At 39.6% G+C, this 17996-nt stretch carries 18 protein-coding genes; 13 read left to right on the plus strand and 5 right to left on the minus strand.

What is annotated here, in order from left to right; genetic code table 11:
• Positions 1-39: 39 nt before the first annotated feature.
• From BQ7314_RS13345 to metH, 3 genes are read right to left on the minus strand one after another with little or no spacing between them, the layout of a single operon-like run.
• A complete protein-coding gene (locus BQ7314_RS13345; protein ID WP_174484187.1) occupies positions 40-420 on the minus strand; it encodes a hypothetical protein in 381 nt (126 codons plus the stop codon).
• Between the two features lie 18 nt (positions 421-438).
• Positions 439-1005, minus strand: a complete 567-nt coding sequence (locus BQ7314_RS13350) for a plasmid pRiA4b ORF-3 family protein (RefSeq protein WP_174484188.1) — start codon at positions 1003-1005, stop codon at positions 439-441.
• Positions 1006-1024: 19 nt separating this feature from the next.
• Positions 1025-4690: a methionine synthase gene (gene metH / locus BQ7314_RS13355; protein ID WP_174484189.1), complete on the minus strand. Its 3666-nt coding sequence runs from the start codon at positions 4688-4690 to the stop codon at positions 1025-1027.
• Positions 4691-4797: 107 nt separating this feature from the next.
• On the opposite strand from metH, the gene BQ7314_RS13360 reads away from it, so the two are divergent.
• Complete coding sequence (locus BQ7314_RS13360; protein WP_174484190.1) at positions 4798-4983, plus strand: DUF2970 domain-containing protein; 186 nt, start codon at positions 4798-4800, stop codon at positions 4981-4983.
• A gap of 207 nt (positions 4984-5190) precedes the next feature.
• On the opposite strand, the gene BQ7314_RS13365 is transcribed toward BQ7314_RS13360, so the two are convergent.
• Positions 5191-5619: a hypothetical protein gene (locus BQ7314_RS13365; RefSeq protein ID WP_174484191.1), complete on the minus strand. Its 429-nt coding sequence runs from the start codon at positions 5617-5619 to the stop codon at positions 5191-5193.
• 220 nt (positions 5620-5839) lie between these two features.
• On the opposite strand from BQ7314_RS13365, the gene BQ7314_RS13370 reads away from it, so the two are divergent.
• Positions 5840-6040, plus strand: a complete 201-nt coding sequence (locus BQ7314_RS13370) for a hypothetical protein (protein ID WP_174484165.1) — start codon at positions 5840-5842, stop codon at positions 6038-6040.
• Positions 6041-6184: 144 nt separating this feature from the next.
• Positions 6185-8098: a DCC1-like thiol-disulfide oxidoreductase family protein gene (locus BQ7314_RS13375; protein WP_174484192.1), complete on the plus strand. Its 1914-nt coding sequence runs from the start codon at positions 6185-6187 to the stop codon at positions 8096-8098.
• A 1113-nt stretch (positions 8099-9211) separates the two neighbouring features.
• Here BQ7314_RS13375 and BQ7314_RS13380 read toward each other — a convergent pair.
• Entirely contained in the window at positions 9212-9430 is a 219-nt protein-coding gene (locus BQ7314_RS13380; protein WP_174484193.1) for a DUF7230 family protein, read from the minus strand.
• A gap of 100 nt (positions 9431-9530) precedes the next feature.
• On the opposite strand from BQ7314_RS13380, the gene mnmG reads away from it, so the two are divergent.
• From mnmG to atpA, 10 genes are all read left to right on the plus strand, one after another.
• Positions 9531-11399: a tRNA uridine-5-carboxymethylaminomethyl(34) synthesis enzyme MnmG gene (gene mnmG, locus BQ7314_RS13385; RefSeq protein ID WP_280953892.1), complete on the plus strand. Its 1869-nt coding sequence runs from the start codon at positions 9531-9533 to the stop codon at positions 11397-11399.
• Positions 11392-12009, plus strand: a complete 618-nt coding sequence (rsmG, locus tag BQ7314_RS13390) for a 16S rRNA (guanine(527)-N(7))-methyltransferase RsmG (RefSeq protein WP_174484195.1) — start codon at positions 11392-11394, stop codon at positions 12007-12009. Before mnmG ends, rsmG begins: the two co-directional genes overlap by 8 nt.
• Positions 12006-12773: a ParA family protein gene (locus BQ7314_RS13395; RefSeq protein ID WP_174484196.1), complete on the plus strand. Its 768-nt coding sequence runs from the start codon at positions 12006-12008 to the stop codon at positions 12771-12773. Before rsmG ends, BQ7314_RS13395 begins: the two co-directional genes overlap by 4 nt.
• Positions 12774-12776: 3 nt before the next feature.
• Entirely contained in the window at positions 12777-13661 is an 885-nt protein-coding gene (locus tag BQ7314_RS13400) for a ParB/RepB/Spo0J family partition protein (RefSeq protein ID WP_174484197.1), read from the plus strand.
• A 217-nt stretch (positions 13662-13878) separates the two neighbouring features.
• A complete protein-coding gene (locus BQ7314_RS13405; RefSeq protein WP_174484198.1) occupies positions 13879-14247 on the plus strand; it encodes an ATP synthase subunit I in 369 nt (122 codons plus the stop codon).
• A 20-nt stretch (positions 14248-14267) separates the two neighbouring features.
• Positions 14268-15044, plus strand: coding sequence for a F0F1 ATP synthase subunit A (gene atpB, locus BQ7314_RS13410; RefSeq protein WP_174484199.1), 777 nt, complete (start codon positions 14268-14270; stop codon positions 15042-15044).
• 42 nt (positions 15045-15086) lie between these two features.
• The gene (gene atpE / locus BQ7314_RS13415) at positions 15087-15371 is read left to right on the plus strand and encodes a F0F1 ATP synthase subunit C (RefSeq protein ID WP_080521283.1); all 285 of its coding nucleotides are present in this window, start codon (positions 15087-15089) and stop codon (positions 15369-15371) included.
• Positions 15372-15412: 41 nt separating this feature from the next.
• Entirely contained in the window at positions 15413-15892 is a 480-nt protein-coding gene (locus BQ7314_RS13420) for a F0F1 ATP synthase subunit B (protein ID WP_174484200.1), read from the plus strand.
• Positions 15892-16422, plus strand: a complete 531-nt coding sequence (locus BQ7314_RS13425; protein WP_174484201.1) for a F0F1 ATP synthase subunit delta — start codon at positions 15892-15894, stop codon at positions 16420-16422. Before BQ7314_RS13420 ends, BQ7314_RS13425 begins: the two co-directional genes overlap by 1 nt.
• Positions 16423-16443: 21 nt before the next feature.
• Positions 16444-17985 (plus strand): F0F1 ATP synthase subunit alpha, encoded by a 1542-nt coding sequence (gene atpA, locus BQ7314_RS13430; protein WP_174484202.1) that lies wholly within the window; start codon positions 16444-16446, stop codon positions 17983-17985.
• Positions 17986-17996 lie beyond the last annotated feature (11 nt).

Here is a 17996-nt window from a genome sequence, read left to right on the forward strand (position 1 = left end):
TGGCCTATAATTTATGCGGTGTAGGTGCATCATTGGCTATTATTTTAATAACTGCCAGTCCATAAGTGAATAGCGGTAATAGTTTTTACCATCATCATATATATCTACTAATACAGGGACTTTAGTGCCGACTTTAGGGGGAGATTGCTGCAACATAAATTTGAACTGTGTGTCATCAGCTAATATTAAGCTGACCACATAAGTGATGTTTTTGGTTTGACCGCTGAAGCGACTATAACCTTCTCTTTCTACAACTTTAATGGCGCTTATAGTGGCAGATGTTTTTTCTGTGCGTAAATATGAGCCAGAGTTGTCACCCAATATGAGAGCAAAAAATAACAAGACAATCAGTGTGATCGCCACTCTGATTGCTTGGTTATTTCTGTGGGTGTGTGCCCAGTTATTGGTGGCTTTACTCATTGTGAGTGTTGTTATTGTTTAACGACAATACTCAATCAATAGCTGGTTTATTTCTCTGCGATTTAAATAAGTAGGGTCAAAATCCCCTTCTAACCAATCGCGCATCTCTTCATAATCTTCATGCTCTGGGGTTTCTAATATCGCTAATAAATCTTTATAACCCCAGATACCACCACAATCTTCTGGTGGGCAAGCGCGTTTTCCTGTGACACAGTAAGGCAGCCTCTTTTCTGGATCAAAAGGTAGTACTTTTTCCAGAATGACTGTATGTATCCAGCTATCGCCAAAGTCATATTCATAAATTAAATTATCCTTTTCGGCGGTGAGCAATTGAGATAAACGGAATTTGCTTTCATCTTGTATATCAAATTCTAAGTCATCCTCTTTGATGCCATAGAATTTTCGATCTTTTGTGATAAATTGATGTAAATGAGAGTCTGTCCAACCCATTGAAACCTGGATGGCTAGGTGCAACACATCTAATTTAATATCACTAGGCACTAATAATCGTCGCCAAATGGGGGGCTTGGCACCTTGTAATTCTATTTTTAGCTGATAAATGGAGCGTAATTGTTTGGCTGTCATAAGTATTGTCCTTGAATATTTATTGTAAATGTCCAACTAACCAACGCTCAGCTTCGTCAATAGATAAGCCTTTGCGTTTTGCATAATCTTCCAATTGTTCAGTCGTTATTTTGCCGACATTAAAATACTGTGCTTCAGGGTGCGCGAAATACCAGCCGCTGACGGCTGCGGTTGGGTACATGGCAAAACTATCGGTTAATTCAATTGTTGTGTTAGCTTGTACATCTAGCAAGGCAAATAATTTTGCTTTTTCCGTATGATCGGGGCAAGCTGGATAGCCCGGCGCAGGACGAATGCCCTTATAATTTTCTTTGATCAGTTCTTCATTGCTTAACTCTTCATCACCAATATAGCCCCAGTGATTTTTACGTACATCACGGTGCATATATTCAGCAAAGGCTTCGGCTAATCGGTCAGCTAACGCTTTAAGCATAATGCTATTGTAGTCATCATGGTCTTTTTCAAACTCGGCTAATTTCTTTTCTATGCCAATTCCGGCTGTGACTGCAAAGCCACCGATATAGTCTTTTTGCTCACTGTCTTTAGGCGCGACAAAATCCGATAAGCAATAATTAGGTCGCCCCGGTGCTTTAATATTTTGTTGGCGTAAATGATGTAGTATTTCTAGGCGCTCAGTGCGTGACTCATCGGTGTATAAAATAATATCGTCACCGTCGCTGTTTGCTGGAAAAAAACCAATAACAGCTCTTGCTTCTAGCCACTGTTCAGAAATAATTTTTTTCAGCATCGCTTGCGCATCTTCAAATAATTCTCGTGCATGCTTACCGACTAATTTATCATCCAAAATAGCAGGGTATTTGCCGGCTAATTCCCAAGTTTGAAAGAAAGGAGTCCAGTCTATATACCAAACGAGAGTTTCTAGGGGGAAGCGATCAATGACTTCTATACCTAGCTTTTTGGGGGGCACAGGCGTGTGATTTTGCCAAACAAATTTATTGGCTCGTGCTGATTCTAGGTTATGTTGTTTGGTTTTTGCTTTACGTCCTTTGTGACGCTCGCGCACTTCGGCATATTCTGTGCGCAGTTTTTCACCAAAGGAAGCTTTATTTTCTGGGCTAAGTAAATTTCCTGCAACACCTACGGCACGTGAAGCATCAGGGACGTAAACAGTTGTACCTGAATAATTTTCTTCAATTTTCACTGCAGTATGTGCGCGTGAAGTGGTTGCGCCACCAATCATTAAGGGGATGGTGAAATTTTGGCGTTGCATTTCTTTGGCAACATGGACCATTTCTTCTAGGGACGGGGTAATTAATCCACTAAGGCCAATAATATCGACGTTTTTCTCTTTTGCGACCTGTAGTATTTGTGGTGTTGGCACCATAACGCCTAAGTCAATGATTTCATAATTATTACATTGTAAGACAACGCCCACGATATTTTTACCAATATCGTGCACATCACCTTTTACAGTGGCCATTAAAATTGTACCGTTAGTCTGTACTTCGCCTGATTTCTCTGCTTCCATAAACGGCAGCAAATAGGCGACAGATTTTTTCATCACTCGGGCCGATTTAACGACTTGGGGTAAAAACATTTTCCCTGCGCCGAATAAATCACCAACGACATTCATGCCATCCATTAACGGGCCTTCAATAACATGCAGGGTTTTTTCAGCTTGTAGTCTTGCTTCTTCAGTGTCTTCGTCGATAAAATCGGTGATGCCTTTAATTAAAGCATGCTCTAGGCGTTTGTTGACAGGTAATTTGCGCCATTCTAAATCTGTTTTGGAGTTGACGACAGCATCGCCACGGTATTTTTCGGCGACTTCTAATAATTTATCTGTGCCGTCATCAATACGGTTTAACACGACATCTTCTACAGCATTACGTAATTCATCAGGGACATCGGCGTAAATCGCTAACTGCCCCGCGTTGACAATCCCCATATCCATGCCGGCTTGCACCGCATGGTAAAGAAATACCGCATGAATCGCTTCACGTACTAGGTTATTGCCTCTAAAAGAGAAGGAAACATTGGATACGCCGCCTGAAATCATGGCGTGCGGACAGGTGCGCTTTATTTCTCGAGTCGCTTCGATAAAATCGACACCGTAATTATTATGTTCGTCAATACCGGTAGCAATAGCAAAAATATTAGGATCGAAAATAATATCTTGCGGCGGAAAACCCACTTGTTCGACTAAAATTTTGTAGGCACGTTGGCAGATAGTAACTTTTTTATCATAAGTATCCGCTTGACCTTCTTCATCAAAAGCCATAACAATCACGGCAGCACCATAACGGCGTACTAATTTTGCGTGTTTAATAAACGCGTCTTCGCCTTCTTTCATGGAAATGGAGTTAACGATTCCCTTGCCTTGTATGCATTTTAGACCGGCTTCGATAATATCCCATTTTGACGAATCGATCATGATAGGGACTTTAGAAATATCTGGCTCAGAAGCGATCAAGTTAAGGAAATGTACCATCGCTTCTTTCGACTCAAGCATGCCTTCATCCATGTTGATGTCGATAATTTGTGCGCCATTGATGACTTGTTCGCGCGCAACATCTAAAGCAGTATCATAATCTTCTTCAACAATAAGGCGTTTAAAGCGCGCTGAGCCAGTGACATTAGTGCGCTCTCCGACATTAACAAATAAAGAATCTTTGCCGATAGAAAATGGCTCCAGTCCAGCTAATTGGCAACGGACTTCTATTTTAGGTATTTTTCGTGGCGGATAAGGGCTGACGGCATCAACAATCGCTTTGATGTATTCAGGAGAGGTGCCACAGCAACCACCAATAATATTTAGATAGCCACTTTTCGCCCAGTCGCCAATTTCTGCTGCCATTTCTTCTGGGGTTTCATCATATTCACCAAACTCATTAGGTAGGCCAGCATTCGGGTGAGCTGAAATATAGGTATCAACCTTAGTCGATAGTTCTTCTACATATTGACGCATTTCTTGTGCACCTAAAGCACAGTTAAAGCCAATAGAAATAGGATTGATATGGTTGACAGAGTTCCAGAAGGCGAGTGCCGTTTGGCCTGATAAAGTACGGCCAGAGGCATCTGTAATGGTGCCGGAAATCATTACTGGTAATTCAATATTATGCTGCTCAAAAAATTGATCGATAGCAAAAATAGCGGCTTTAGCATTGAGTGTATCAAAGACAGTTTCAATTAATAGTATATCAGTACCGCCATCGACTAAACCTCGTACTGCCTCACTATAAGCTTCGACTAGATCATCAAAGCTGGTATTGCGAAATGCCGGCGCATTAACATCAGGTGACATTGATGCGGTTCTGTTAGTTGGGCCTAATGTTCCTGCTACAAAGCGTGGCTTGTCTGGTGTCTGTAAACTTGCTTCTTCTGTCGCTTGTTTGGCGAGTTTTGCCGACTCGAAATTAATTTCATAGGCCAATGATTCCATGTTGTAATCGGCCATGGCAATCGTCGTAGCATTGAAGGTGTTGGTTTCGATAATATCGCACCCTGCATCTAAATAGGCCTTATGTATAGCTTTGATAATATCCGGCTGAGTTAGCGATAATAAGTCATTGTTGCCTTTTAAGTCAGAATCCCAGTCACTAAAGCGCTCACCTCGATAATCTTTTTCCTCTAAATGATAGCCCTGGATCATCGTCCCCATTGCACCATCTAAAAATAAAATGCGTTGTGAAAGTTGCTGGATTAAAAATTCTTTTTTATTCATAGATGTCACTTGGAATCGGTTCTATCTGGGTTGCTAAACAAAGCGAAAAATGCTTTACTTGCTTGAGGCGTATATAGTAATTTTCTAATATTACAGAGGAATTAAGCATGTCTAAACCGTCACTTAAACAGGTTATTCAAAGCGTACTTGCTGCAGCAATTGGCGTACAAAGCAAAGCCAACAGGCAAAGAGATTTTGAAAATGGATCCTTGTCCAGTTATTTGATAGTAGGAGCGATTGCAACAGTGTTATTCATTGTCATACTGGTTACTATTATATCGTTTATTGTTTAGGAGCGAGAATGCAATAAGCCTTGAACCTGCTTGTTTTTTGGTTTCTTCACAGGTACGTACTAGAAAAACGTTTTACGCAGCACTGCGCTACGTGACTGTTTCCTAGCGTGCTTGTGATGCCTGCATATTGCGCAGCTTTTCGCTCTTTAAAGCAAAAAAGCCTAGGCAGACACCTAGGCTTTTGAGTGATATGGACTTTATATTGGTTTAGTCAGTTGTTTTGAAACTGTTTTTGATACCAATAAACGTATCTTTAATGCCGCTAACTAGGTTTGCGTAGTTGATGCTTTCTTTTAGCATAAATTTTGTTCTTATTAGTGCAACACTTAACCACGCCATAAAGAGTGGTAAGATTTCAAATAAAATTCCAAGTACTGATCCAAAGAAGCCATCTTGGAGACCGCCCCCGTCTTTTCTATCGCCAATATCAGTAAAGTCGCGGTCATAGTCACCGCCGATATTGCTACCATCAAAAGTATCAATAATGATAATATTGAATTCATAAAAGAGTAGTTGTACGACAAAGAAAGTAATGGCAGCGCCAGCTGTCCAAAATAAAACTTTGCCTGTTTTCGCTTGTACTGCTGTTCTGTAGACCCAAATTGCAATCAGAATAGATAATAAACCACCAAACATTTGTTGACCCCTTATTTTTGTTGTTTTCTTTTGTGCGCCGCTTAAAACACACAATGATCAAGGAATGACTATTATAAACAGCTAAGCTTTATTATGGAAATTTACATTAAAACTAAATGGTAGCAATATTTAAGGAGATTTGATGCTTTAGGAAAAATTAATTGTAAAATGGACGAGGTGTCTTCAATAAATTCTTGACTTCAATGAATCATCAAGTATCATGATACATTCATTTACTGGCATATTTTTTGGCAGTAATAATTATAATAAATCACAAGAAGGTAGGACACTCATGGGTGCAATATTAGACGTTACTGAAATGTTAAAAGAGCCTGCGGGCATGGCCGTTGCAGCAGTAGTTATTGCTGTTGGTTATTTCTTCGTAAAATGGGTTTTCGCTGAGCCTGAAGACGAAGAGTAAGTAATAAGCTTATTCTGTTTGTTCTAAAAGCCTGTAAGTTTTTAACTTGCGGGTTTTTTTATGTCTAGTGGTTAGTGAATTTAGTCTGCTTTGCAATATTACATTATAATCTGTAGTCTTTTTGTTATATAGATTGAGCCACAAATGCTAAGTACTTTATCTAATGCTGTCGCGCGTTATCATCAGCGTCAAGCCCCTGCCTTTATTATTGGTATCTTTCGTGTTCTATACGGAATGGTTGCCTTTCAAGAAATTTTATTTCTACTTTATTTTAATCACCTTATTTTTGACCCTATTCCTTACGTAGATGTGGAATTCCCTATGATTCCTTTGTTTTTATGTTTGTGGGCGGTGGTCGCTGCCTGGCTTATTGTCGGGTATCGCAGTCAATTTTCTATTATTGCTAATTATATTTTTTGGATTGTTTTTGTCAATTTTACGCCTATGCAGCGCGATTTTGATGGTGGCTTTGATTTGTTTATGATTGGCGTCGGGTTTTTTCTTATTTTTATGCCTATTGGGCGTGCTGTATCTATTGATAATTTGCTCTATAAGTTGCAATTTAAGTACGCAGATAAGCCTGTTTTGCCAAAAACAGTCAGTGCTTTAAGTTTGCTATTTCCGGTTTTAATTTGTTTGGGCTTTCTTTATTTTGATTCAGCGATACATAAACTATTTGCTGAACATTGGCGTAATGGCTTAGGGGCGTGGTTGCCATCTTCTATGCCTTATTATATGTCAGCTTTGGATTTGTCTTGGTTGTTAAATAATGAACTGATACAAAAAAGTATTGGCTATTTGATTTTAATATTTCAATTTACTTTTATCTTTTTGTTTTATCGGCGTAACTTTCGGCCGTTCTTTTTCCTGGTGGGTGCCGGATTGCATATTGGGATCACCATTAGTTTTAATATTTACCCTTTTGGCTTGGGGATGCTCGCAGTTTACGTTTTGATGGTGCCTTTTTCTTGGTGGCGAGCTATGGCAAATAAATTGGTGTATAAAGCACCGCAGTTGACGGTTTTTTATGATGGAGATTGCCCTTTATGCAACCGTACGGCGGTGATTATTGATCATTTTGATATTTTCCGTGGTGTGCTATTTAAAGATTTACAAACACAATCAGGTGCTGCTGCTGAGTTACAAGCTTATGATGAGCAAGTCTTATTGGATGATTTATATGCTGTCGACTTGTCAGGAAAAGTTTATTCTGGAGTAGATACTTATATTCAGATATTTGCAAAAATGCGCTATATGGCTGTGTTTTCTTGGTGTCTGCGTTTACCGGGTGTTTATCAAGTTGCTAAGGCCTGTTATCGTCGTATTGCGGATAATCGTGAGCGCATCGTGTGTGATGCGTCTTGTTTGGCGCCTGTAGAGAATAAAGCCTACCCTATAGATTTATATACTCGAATTTTTGAGCGATATGCCGAGCAAAAACCTAAGCAGTTTAGGCTTCGTATGGCTAAAGTTTTTGTTGTGTTAACGGTGCTACAGTTAAATAGTAGTATTCATTATGGGTTTTTGTACCGTTTTTATAATTTATCGCAGGTGGAAAGTCCTTTAGCGAATCAGGCACGCGCGCTGAGTAATGCTGTTTTGATGCTGTCTACGACATTTCTGGGGATTACTCCACATGCTTTGTACTTGCATGATCATTTTGCCGGCTATGAGGACCTAATAGCTATTACTTATATCGATGCTCAGGGCAAAGAGCGGTGGTTGCCTTTTGTTAATGATAAAGGGCGTATGTTGGCACCTAATTGGGGGCGTGTGCATTCTATGTGGGCAAATATTGCCGTAACACCCAATATAAATTCGGATAGGCTGAGTAAATTTATTATGAAGGTAACGGCTTTTTGGGGTACTAAGGTTGGGTTAGATCTTAATCATGCTAAATTTATTATTAAGCATAAGGCTATTGTTTCACCTGTGCAGTGGCGAGATAACTTGCGTAAGGATAACTTGTCGGGTGAGTGGGATAATATTGGTACTGTTATTTGGCGGGATAAAAAAGTACATATTAATTTATCAGGCTTAGACCGAGTGATTAATTAGGTAAAAATGTTTCGACTAAATACATATAAATAAATAATGGTGTTGCATCAAAACTATTGTCATGATATAAATTGTTCCGTGCTTTTGATTAGTACGTAACAAAAATAATAATTTAAATCCTGAGGAGGATAACATGAAAAAAGTATTATCTTTATTAGCTATCTCTTTAATGTTAATTGGCGGTACAGGTTGCATGGATAACCCAGATGGCAGCAAGCAAAAAGTTTCTAGTTCTATTTCTTTCTAAGTAAAAAATAGATACTAGTTATAGAAAAGCCCAAGTTTACTTGGGCTTTTTTTTGCTTAAAATAATATTGTAGCTTAATTTTTCTTATATGAAACAGCGATAGTGTTTCCCGCTACAGTCCCAGAAGATGCAAGCAATGTGCCGGAAACTTCTAGGCTATTTTAAGTCGCGGTATCCTCTTTAATGTGAGTTTTGATGGTCAAATGTCACAGTACTTTGGATGTTATGCTTCGTGTGATCACGCCTATAGGTGATTGTGCAAAATTTAGCGTAACTTGCTCTAGGCGAAAAACAACATGCAATACGATCGCAATCGCGCGGAAAATATTAGAATTTTCCAAATATAAAAATAATTAAATTACTTTGAGATTTAAGTATTTCGTGTGGTGTGCTGCTGACTACCATCGGGATCATCCATGCACCCAGTCGCACCAACAAGCATCAATGTAATAGCTAAAGCTGATAATATTTTTTTCATTATGGCCTCCAAGTTTTATAATTATATACTTAAATTAAGTACGGTTTATTTATATCATGACTTCGTTTTGTAAGCAATAGAAGCTATTAATATAATTAGGAGAGACAAAAATGACTTGTTATGAGGCTTTTCCGTTGACTATGAATGTTCTTGTTGAGTGACGCATCCAGTTATTAACGCACTCAATAGCTTTAATATGAATTAAGGGCTAAATCGGAATTGTAAAATCAAATGCTTAAAATATTGCAAGCGACTGAAGAGCAAGCGCTGATACCTAACCTTTTGATATCAACTATTTATAAATTTCAGCTCTTAATTCGCATTTTATGAGTAGGGTAAGTAGTGGGTTTTAAAAATGATTCTAGAATTTCTTAGAGTGAAGTAAAGCTTAAGGTAATATGTAATGATTTTGAGTAAATCTGAATCCATTTTTTATGTAATGCATGCATTGCATAAAAAATGGATTCAGGTTTTTGTGTTTAGCTTTGCGTTGATATTTACTTTTATCTTGGAAAATAAGTGCTTTGTTAAAAAAATGTGCGTGTTTGGCAACAAGGTTTTGTGCTCTTATTGCCTTGTTTTTAGCAGGATTTTTGTTTTTCTTCATTGTGGCTACTCCTGGGTAATATAGTAGATAAGCATTTCTTTTGTGCAAAATTTTTGTGAACAAACTAAAATGGTTCTTTGTTTTATTTTAAGATATGCCCGTGGAATTTTCAAAAGAATTTGATGTTATTGTTATTGGTGGTGGTCATTCAGGGACTGAAGCTGCTTTAGCCGCTGCGCGTACAGGTGCGCAAACCCTGTTGCTAACTCAAAGTATTGATGCTTTGGGGCAAATGAGCTGTAACCCTGCTGTTGGTGGTATTGGTAAAGGCCATTTAGTTAAAGAAGTGGATGCGTTGGGGGGGGTGATGGCGCGAGCGATTGACCATGCAGGGATTCATTTTCGAATTTTAAATGCAAGTAAAGGACCGGCTGTGCGCGCCACGCGAGGCCAGGCAGATAGAGAGCTGTATAAAAAATTTATTAGAAATTCCTTGGAGAATCAGCGGAATTTAATGCTATTTCAGCAAATGGTATCTGATCTAATCGTTGAAGGTGAAACGGTTGTTGGGGTTAAAACTCAAATGGGCTTACAGTTTAAAGCAAAATCTGTAGTGCTAACGACAGGTACTTTTTTAGGCGGTAAAATTCATATCGGTTTGGAAAATTATGCGGGTGGTCGTGCAGGAGATGCCGCATCTATAGCTTTGGCTGATAGATTACGTGAGCTACCTTTCAATATAGATAGATTAAAAACGGGTACACCGCCACGTATTGATGGGCGAACTATTGATTTTTCGCGTTTAGAACGGCAGGACGGTGATACGCCGGTGCCTGTTTTTTCTTTTATGGGCTTAGCTGATCAGCACCCGCAGCAAGTGCCTTGTTATATAACGCGTACCAATGAGAAAACGCATGATATTATTCGTGGTGGCTTGGATCGTTCGCCTATGTATGCTGGTGAGATTGAAGGTGTTGGGCCGCGTTACTGTCCTTCAATTGAAGATAAGGTTGTGCGTTTTGCTGAGCGATCTTCACATCAGATTTTTATTGAGCCTGAGGGCTTGAATACCAACGAATATTACCCTAACGGAATTTCCACTAGCTTGCCATTTGATGTGCAGTATGCGTTTGTTCGGTCTATGGTAGGTTTTGAACGGGCTGAAATTGTTCGGCCAGGCTATGCTATTGAATATGATTTCTTTGATCCTAGAGATTTAAAAACTTCATTAGAAACTAAGCATATGCAGGGCTTGTATTTTGCTGGGCAAATCAATGGTACAACGGGCTATGAAGAGGCGGCTGCGCAAGGTCTGATTGCTGGCTTGAATGCGGCACGAAAAGCGCAAGGTAAAGATAGTTGGTGTCCAGCAAGAGATGAGGCTTATATCGGTGTTATGATTGATGATTTGATTTCGCTAGGGACGAAAGAACCCTATCGGATGTTTACTAGTCGTGCTGAATATCGGTTATTATTGCGCGAGGATAATGCAGATTTACGTTTAACTGAGAAGGGGCGTGAGTTAAGTCTTGTTAGTGATGAGAGGTGGCAGAGTTTCACTGATAAGCGTGAATCGATAGCAAAGCTGCAGACTGAATTAAGTGCTAAATGGGTTAGAAAAGACAGTTCGGAAGCTGTGCGTGTTGCCGAGGTTTGGGGTAAGCCGCTAATTAAAGAGGCTAGCTTAATGGAGTTATTGCGCCGCCCTGAGGTTGATATTGTGCAGTTAATGGAATTTTCGGATACGGCGGAGCTTGATGGCTCGGTTTTGCAGCAAGTGGAAGTACAGGCCAAGTACGCAGGTTATATTGATCGACAGCAACAGGATATTGATAAGGCAAAGCGCTACAATCATTTGGAAATAGTGGCAGATTTTGATTATGGTCTGGTGCCGGGGTTATCTAATGAAGTTCGAGAAAAGCTAGCTAAGCAGCGCCCTGAAACATTAGGTTTAGCGTCAAGAATCCCAGGAGTAACGCCGGCGGCAGTCTCTTTATTACTTATTTATATGAAAAAGCAACATGGATAATAGTCGGGACGTGCTGGTGACTGGCCTAGTAGATTTGGGTATTAGTGCTACGGAGCAGCAAATTAATTTATTGTTGGCTTTTGTGTGTTTGATAGAAAAATGGAATAAAACTTATAATTTAACAGCGATACGTAATCGAGAAGAAATGCTGCGCTTGCATATTTTAGATAGCTTGAGTGTACTACCTTTCACTCTAGGTAAAAATATTATTGATGTTGGGACTGGCGCTGGGTTGCCTGGCATTCCTTTAGCTATTTTTATGCCTGATGTGCAATTTACTTTGCTGGATAGTAATGCTAAGAAAACTCGCTTTGTTCAGCAGGTAGTTTTGGAATTAAAATTAAAAAATGTCAAAGTTGTTCATGCTCGGGTCGAGCAACTGAAAAAGGCAGGTGAGTTTGATGCCGTCCTCAGTCGTGCTTTTGCTAGTTTACATGACATAATGCAGTGGACGGATTATTTGTTGCAAGCGGAAGGGGTGTTAATCGCAATGAAAGGGCAGGTGCCTGTGGCTGAGCTTGAGCAGTTAGAGCGTATTTATTCAGTAGCATCGATTGTGGTGCCGGGTATTGATGCAGAACGCTGTGTGGTGCGGATAAATAAATCATGACGAAAATAATTGCAGTAACCAATCAAAAGGGTGGTGTAGGTAAAACTACGACGAGTGTTAATTTGGCGGCTTGTTTGGCGGCAGCAAAACGTAAAGTGTTGCTTATCGATTTAGACCCTCAGGGTAATGCGGCGATGGGGTGTGGTGTTAATAAGGCGACCGTACAGTATTCCAGTTGTGATTTATTATTGGAAGATATACCTGTTTCAGAAATGATTGTCCAGGTTCCAGATATTGGTTTTTCTGTGATTGCGGGTAACTCAGACTTGACGGTGGCAGAAGTACAGTTAATGAAGATGACTCAGCGTGAGCGTAGATTAGCGAATGCTTTGAAGCAAGTGCAAAATGATTACGATTATATCTTAATTGACTGTCCGCCTTCGCTAAATATGCTGACTTTAAATGCTATGGTCGCTGCAACTAGTGTGCTCGTGCCAATGCAATGCGAATATTATGCACTAGAAGGCTTGTCGGCATTAATGGAGACATTACGAAATATTCGAGAGACAGCAAATCCAGACTTATATTTAGAGGGTATTCTGCGGACTATGTTTGATAATCGTAGTCGATTAACAAAAGATGTCTCAGAGCAATTGGTTGAATATTTTGTAGATAAAGTATTTCGAACTTGTGTGCCGCGTAATATCCGATTAGCGGAAGCGCCAAGCCATGGTATGCCCATATTACAGTATGATAAGAGTTCGCGTGGCGCGCTTGCTTATATTGCTTTGGCGGGTGAATTAATCAGAAAAGAAAAGAAATAACATATGTCAGCAAAAAAACGGGGATTAGGGAAAGGTTTGGGTGCTTTAATGGGCGATATGGTCGTTAAAGAGCATGCAAAAGATAGTGTGCAAGAGTTACCTGTTGAATATTTACAGCGGGGTAAGTATCAGCCTAGAAAGGATATGGATTCCGTGCGTTTGCAAGAATTAGCGGATTCAATACGTGCGCAAGGCATCATACAGCCGATTATTGTGCGCGAGGTTGCTTATAATCGTTATGAAATTATTGCGGGTGAGCGACGCTGGCGTGCAGGCCAGTTAGCTGGCTTGACTGAAGTCCCTGTTGTTATTAAAGATATTGAAGATCGTGCTGCAATGGCAATTGCTTTGATAGAAAATATTCAGCGTGAAGACTTAAACCCGCTAGAAGAAGCAGAAGCGCTGCTAAGGCTGGTAGCTGAATTTGAATTAACGCACCAGCAAATATCTGAAGCTGTTGGTCGGTCAAGAACAACAGTAACTAATTTATTGCGCCTAAATGAATTAGAGGGGGCAGTAAAAGTATTTTTGATGAATCGTCAGCTGGGTATGGGGCATGCTCGGGCGTTATTAAGTTTGTCGGCAGAAAAACAAATATTACTTGCTATTAAGGTTGCTGATGAAGGCTTGTCAGTACGGGTCACTGAAGCGCTGGTGAAAAAAGTACAAAAAGCAAGCGAAGAAAATGAGAAGGCTACAGAGCAAGTAAAGGAAAAGGTATTTGATCGAGATGCCTTGCGGTTGCAAGAAGCAATAAGTGATTTTTTAGGGGCTAAAACTACTATTAAGCATAAAAAAAATGGTCAAGGCTCGGTGATTATTGATTATAGCAGCCTAGATGAATTAGATGGAATTGTGAGTCGGTTTAATTTAAAACACAATTTTTAAATCGGATCAAAATTAGCTCAGGAATTAAGATTTCAATAATGCTCGTAAGCACCGCCTGAGGACAGAGGGCTTGTGGTACTATATGACCTAAAGTTTCAGGTTTAGTGAAATGCGTATTCCTTGGGTTAAGGAGCGATAGTAGGGAAAGTAAAATAAAATCATTCTTGCTTAAATATGCCCTGAAAGATATAATTCGGAAACTTTTTGATTAGCTTTTGTGGAAGAAAAAATTAAACTCTCAGTTTTTGCTAAGGTTATTGTTGGGCAGATATGCATTATATTATTTGCAATTATAGCTTTTTATTTTCTGGGTAACGAATTAAGTGCTAAATCTGCCTTTTATGGCGGGATTGCGGCATTAATTCCAAATGTATATTTTGCTCGAAAAGTTAGCCAGCATAAGGGGCAGGAGGCGAAAAAAGTTGTCCAGTCATTTTATGCAGGAGAATCTGGAAAATTAATTATGACAGCAATACTATTTGCTGTAATTTTTCAAGACCCAAGGCTAGATGTTATAGCGATGTTGACGGTTTATATGTCAGCATTAACAGTTTTTTGGTTTGCGTTATTGATACGTAAATATTAATTAGATTAAAGCGAGGAAAGATGGCTACTGAGGCACATGCGGCAGAAGGCGCAACAGGATATATTGTTCACCATTTAACACCGCTGTCTGTAGGTGAAGGTTTTTGGTCTTTGCATTTAGATACCTTATTTTTCTCGGCAGTTTTAGGTGCTTTATTTGTTTGGTTTTTTAAAGTTGCTGCAGAAAAGGCAACTATTGGGGTGCCTAGCACAAGCCAAGCTTTTGTAGAAATGATTATTGAATTTGTTGATCAGCAAGTTAAAGATACTTTTCATGGTAGAAGCGAGTTAATCGCTCCCTTAGCATTGACTATTTTTATCTGGGTATTCTTGTGGAATTTTATGGATTTATTTCCAGTTGATATATTACCCGCTGTAGCAGGTATGATGGGCATGGAATATATGCGCGTGGTGCCTAGCACAGACTTAAATGCAACCTTTGCGTTGTCAATCAGTGTGTTTTGCTTGATTATCTTCTATAGTATCAAAATTAAAGGGGTTGTGGGCTTTGCAAAAGAGCTAACTTGTACTCCCTTTGGCCCTTGGATGATGCCTTTCAACTTACTATTAAAATTGGTTGAAGAAATTGCAAAACCAATTTCACTTGCTTTACGTCTATTTGGTAACTTATATGCGGGCGAACTGATCTTTATATTGATTGCACTATTACCTTGGTATATTCAGCCTTTACTGGGTTTTCCATGGGCAGTGTTTCATATTTTGATTATTACTCTTCAGGCTTTCATCTTTATGGTATTGACAGTTGTATACCTAAGCATGGCGCATGAAGACCATTAAGATTTTCTTTAAACTTTAAATAACAATACTTTTGGAGGTATTATGGAACTTGCAGCGTTGATTGCAGATGTACAAGGTATGACTGCTATTGCAGTAGGTCTGGTTTTAGGTATGGGTGCATTAGGAACAGCGATAGGCTTCGGTCTATTAGGTGGTAAATTCCTAGAAGGCGCAGCTCGTCAACCAGAGATGGTACCTATGCTACAAGTTAAAATGTTCGTTGTTGCGGGCCTACTTGATGCGGTAACTATGATTGGTGTTGGTATGGCGTTATTCTTTACATTCGCTAACCCATTCCTGTCTGCTGTTGAAGCAGTTGCAGGATAAGACACTCATCAGTTATTTTAACAGCAACATGAGGAAGGCTAGTGAGTATTAATGCTACGCTAATCGGTCAAATGATAACATTTACACTTCTGGTATGGTTTACTATGAAGTATATTTGGCCACCACTAATTGGCGCTATCGAAGAACGTAAAGCAAAAATTGCTGAAGGATTGGCAGCGGCTGAAAAAGGCCAGCACGATATGGAATTGGCAGCAAAAAAAGCTGCAACTGTTCTTAGAGAGGCGAAACAACAATCAGCTGATATTATTAATCTTGCTCAAAAAAGAGCGAATGAAATCGTTGAAGAATCAAAAGGCACAGCTAAGGTAGAAGGCGTGCGTATGATTGATGCGGCTAAAGCGCAAATTGAACAAGAGATGCAGCAAGCTCAAGAAGCTATGCGCAAAGAAGTATCAGCGTTAGCACTAAAAGCGGCTGGACAGATTTTAAAACAAGAAATCGACAAAGCTAAGCACAAAGATCTTATCAGCAAAGTATCTGAGCAATTAGGTCAAGCATAATGAGTGAATTAGCAACTTTGGCAAGGCCATACGCAGAAGCGGCATTTAAAAGAGCAAAAGAAACAGGCAATTCGCAAGAGTGGTCTGATGCTTTAGCTTTTCTTTCGGCTGCAATCCAAGATACAGATTTATCTGCCATTATCAATAACCCTAAAGTTAGCGAAGATAGATTAGTCCAGCTAATGCAGGAGATTTGTCAAGATCAAGTAAAAGGTGAAGGTTTAAATTTTCTAAAATTATTGATCGAAAATAGCAGGCTATATTTGGCTCCACAAATTGCGGAATTATTTGAAAGCTATAAGGCTGAAGATGAAGGTTATGTCGATGTTGATGTTATAACAGCTTATGCCTTAACCAAAGCAGAAGAGAAAAGTTTTGCATTGTCACTAAAAAAGAAGCTAAATAAAGACGTTAATATTCACGCAAGTGTCGATAACTCTTTAATCGGTGGATTTTTAGTGAGAGCTGGTGACAGCGTAATTGACGGATCTATTAGTGGTCAACTTCAACAACTAGCTAAAAGGATCTAACAGCTTAGACTGAGAAAAAATATGCAATTAAAACCATCTGAAATAAGTGATCTGATTAAGAAACGGATCGAAAATTTTGACGTTAATGTCGAAGCACATACGGAAGGTACCGTTGTTAGTGTAACTGACGGTATTGTAAAGGTTCATGGGTTGTCACAGGCTATGCAAGGGGAAATGCTTGAATTCCCAGGTGACTCTTTCGGTATGGCTCTAAACTTAGAGAGAGATTCTGTAGGTGTTGTTATGCTAGGTGCATATAAACATATTACAGAAGGCGATACCGTTAAATGTACTGGTAAAATTCTAGAAGTACCTGTAGGTGAAGCACTGCTAGGGCGTGTTGTAGACGCGCTAGGTAATCCAATCGATGCTAAAGGTGAAATTGACGCTCAAGAAATGTCACCGGTTGAAAAAATTGCACCCGGTGTAATTTCAAGGCAATCAGTTGACCAGCCAATACAATTAGGATTGAAGTCAATTGATGCCATGGTTCCAGTGGGCCGTGGTCAGCGAGAATTGATTATTGGTGACCGCCAAACAGGTAAAACAGCAATTGCGATTGATGCGATTATCAATCAAAAAGGTACAGGCGTTAAATGTATCTATGTAGCGATCGGTCAAAAACGTTCATCAGTTGCTAATGTAGTGCGTAAGCTAGAAGAGCACGGGGCAATGGCTCATACGATTATTGTCTGTGCCACTGCTTCTGAATCTGCTGCGTTACAGTTCATTGCCCCTTATACAGGGTGTTCAATGGGTGAATATTTTAGAGATAAGGGCGAAGATGCTCTTATTGTCTATGATGATTTAACTAAGCAAGCTTGGGCATATCGTCAAATGTCATTGCTACTACGTCGTCCTCCAGGTCGCGAAGCATACCCTGGAGACGTTTTCTATATTCATTCTCGTTTACTAGAGAGAGCTTCTAGAATTAATGTGGATGAAGTAGAAAAGCTAACTGGCGGCAAAGTAAAAGGTAAAACAGGTTCTTTAACTGCATTACCAATTATTGAAACTCAAGGTGGCGATGTTTCGGCATTCGTACCCACTAACGTAATTTCGATTACTGATGGACAGATTTTCCTTGAGTCTGATTTATTCAATTCAGGTATTCGTCCAGCGGTTAATGCGGGTTTGTCAGTATCACGAGTAGGTGGTGCAGCACAAACTAAAATCATTAAGAAGCTAGGGGGCGGCACGCGTCTTGATTTAGCTCAGTATCGTGAATTAGCAGCCTTTGCTCAATTTGCTTCTGATTTAGATGAAGGTACACGCAAACAAATTGAACGTGGACAACGTGTTACTGAACTGATGAAACAAGGTCAATATTCGCCTATGTCAGTTGCTGAAATGGGTGTTTCATTGCATGCTGCGAACGAAGGTTTTCTGGATGATTTAGAGGTTAATAAAGTACTTGATTTTGAAGCTGCTTTACAATCTTATATGAAGTCTGAGCACGCTGATCTAATGAAAAAGATTGACGACACAGGCGATTATAGTAATGAAATTAAGCAGGGTATTCAGTCTGCGATAGAGACTTTCATTAAAACAAGTAGCTGGTAAAAGGGGCTTCT

The organism is methanotrophic endosymbiont of Bathymodiolus puteoserpentis (Logatchev), assembly GCF_900128525.1.
In the GTDB taxonomy this organism is placed as follows: domain Bacteria; phylum Pseudomonadota; class Gammaproteobacteria; order Methylococcales; family Methylomonadaceae; genus Methyloprofundus.